Annotated in this window: 1 rRNA gene; it reads left to right on the top strand. The window is 54.3% G+C overall.

Annotation, left to right across the window (positions count from 1 at the left end):
• Positions 1-21 precede the first annotated feature (21 nt).
• Positions 22-2,914, top strand: a 23S ribosomal RNA gene (locus ACT3R7_RS20480).
• Positions 2,915-2,939: the final 25 nt, after the last annotated feature.

Raw genomic sequence — 2,939 nt, 5'->3', positions numbered from 1 at the left:
CCAGACTCCTTCGGGTTATAGGGTCAAGCAATGAAGCGCACACGGTGGATGCCTAGGCAGCCAGAGGCGATGAAAGACGTGGTAGCCTGCGATAAGGTTCGGTGAGGTGGCAACAACCTGTGACCCGGACATCTCTGAATGGGGAAACCCACTGACCATAAGGTCAGTATCATGCACTGAATACATAGGTGTATGAGGCGAACCAGGGGAACTGAAACATCTAAGTACCCTGAGGAAAAGAAATCAACCGAGATTCCCCTAGTAGCGGCGAGCGAACGGGGACCAGCCCTTAAGCATGTGACTGATTAGACGAACAGATTGGGAAGTCTGGCCGTAGCGGGTGATAGCCCCGTAGTCGAAAATCTGATCATGTGAAATCGAGTAGGTCGGGGCACGAGAAACCTTGACTGAAGACGGGGGGACCATCCTCCAAGGCTAAATACTCCTGGCTGACCGATAGTGAACCAGTACCGTGAGGGAAAGGCGAAAAGAACCCCGGAGAGGGGAGTGAAATAGATCCTGAAACCGTGTGCGTACAAGCAGTAGGAGCAGACTTGTTCTGTGACTGCGTACCTTTTGTATAATGGGTCAGCGACTTATATTCAGTGGCGAGGTTAACCGTATAGGGGAGCCGTAGGGAAACCGAGTCTTAACTGGGCGACACAGTCGCTGGATATAGACCCGAAACCGGGCGATCTATCCATGAGCAGGGTGAAGGTTGAGTAACATCAACTGGAGGCCCGAACCAGGATCTGTTGAAAAAGATTTGGATGACTTGTGGATCGGAGTGAAAGGCTAATCAAGCCCGGAGATAGCTGGTTCTCCTCGAAAGCTATTTAGGTAGCGCCTCACGTATCACCGCCGGGGGTAGAGCACTGTTTCGGCTAGGGGGTCATCCCGACTTACCAACCCGAGGCAAACTCCGAATACCGGTGAGTGCGAGCGTGGGAGACACACGGCGGGTGCTAACGTCCGTCGTGAAAAGGGAAACAACCCAGACCGTCAGCTAAGGTCCCCAAATCCTGGTTAAGTGGGAAACGATGTGGGAAGGCTCAGACAGCTAGGAGGTTGGCTTAGAAGCAGCCATCCTTTAAAGAAAGCGTAATAGCTCACTAGTCGAGTCGGCCTGCGCGGAAGATGTAACGGGGCTAAACCAGGTACCGAAGCTACGGGTTCATCCTTTAGGATGAGCGGTAGAGGAGCGTCGTGTAAGCCAATGAAGGTGAGTTGAGAAGCTTGCTGGAGGTATCACGAGTGCGAATGCTGACATGAGTAACGATAAGGGGAGTGAAAAACTCCCCCGCCGGAAGACCAAGGTTTTCTGTTCGATGCTAATCAGAGCAGAGTGAGTCGGCCCCTAAGGCGAGGCGGAAACGCGTAGTCGATGGGAAACGGGCTAATATTCCCGTACCGGACATAATTGCGATGGGGGGACGGAGAAGGCTAGGTGAGCCAGGCGTTGGTTGTCCTGGTGAAAGTCAGTAGGCTTGGGTCTTAGGTAAATCCGGGACCCTCACAGGCCGAGAGACGAGACGAACTGACCACGGTCAGGAAGTCATTGATGCCACGCTTCCAGGAAAAGCCTCTAAGCTTCAGATTATGTGCGACCGTACCCCAAACCGACACAGGTGGTCAGGGTGAGAATCCCAAGGCGCTTGAGAGAACTCGGGTGAAGGAACTAGGCAAAATGGTGCCGTAACTTCGGGAGAAGGCACGCCGGCATAGCGTGATGGAACTTGCTTCCTAAGCGCGAACCGGTCGAAGATACCAGGTGGCTGCAACTGTTTATTAAAAACACAGCACTCTGCTAACGCGCAAGCGGACGTATAGGGTGTGACGCCTGCCCGGTGCCGGAAGGTTAAATGATGGTGTTAGCCCTCGGGCGAAGCTCTTGATTGAAGCCCCGGTAAACGGCGGCCGTAACTATAACGGTCCTAAGGTAGCGAAATTCCTTGTCGGGTAAGTTCCGACCTGCACGAATGGCGTAATGATGGCCACGCTGTCTCCACCCGAGACTCAGTGAAATTGAAATCGCCGTGAAGATGCGGTGTACCCGCGGCTAGACGGAAAGACCCCGTGAACCTTTACTATAGCTTCACACTGGACGCTGATGTTGCCTGTGTAGGATAGCTGGGAGGCTTTGAACTTCGGACGCCAGTTCGAAGGGAGCCAACCTTGAAATACCAGCCTGGCATCATTGGCGTTCTCACTCAGGTCCGTTATCCGGATCGAGGACAGTGTGTGGTGGGTAGTTTGACTGGGGCGGTCTCCTCCCAAAGAGTAACGGAGGAGCACGAAGGTACCCTCAGCACGGTCGGACATCGTGCATTGAGTGCAAGAGCATAAGGGTGCTTGACTGCGAGACAGACACGTCGAGCAGGTGCGAAAGCAGGTTCTAGTGATCCGGTGGTTCTGTATGGAAGGGCCATCGCTCAACGGATAAAAGGTACTCCGGGGATAACAGGCTGATACCGCCCAAGAGTTCACATCGACGGCGGTGTTTGGCACCTCGATGTCGGCTCATCACATCCTGGGGCTGAAGTCGGTCCCAAGGGTATGGCTGTTCGCCATTTAAAGTGGTACGCGAGCTGGGTTTAGAACGTCGTGAGACAGTTCGGTCCCTATCTGCCGTGGGCGTTGGATGTTTGAGAAGAGCTGCTCCTAGTACGAGAGGACCGGAGTGGACGACCCTCTGGTGTTCCGGTTGTCACGCCAGTGGCATTGCCGGGTAGCTATGGTCGGACGGGATAACCGCTGAAAGCATCTAAGCGGGAAGCCCCCTTCAAGATGAGACATCCCTGAGGCCTAGAGCCTCCTGAAGGGCCCAGCGAGACCAGCTGGTTGATAGGCACGGTGTGGACGCACTGCAAGGTGTTGAGCTAACGTGTACTAATGGCCCGTGAGGCTTGACCCTATAACACCCAAGGGGTCTGGTCGCA

This window comes from Halomonas sp. AOP43-A1-21, from assembly GCF_052376775.1.
Classification (GTDB): domain Bacteria; phylum Pseudomonadota; class Gammaproteobacteria; order Pseudomonadales; family Halomonadaceae; genus Vreelandella; species Vreelandella colorata.
Note: the sequence above shows the minus strand (reverse complement) of the source record. Positions and strands in the feature narration are given on the sequence as shown.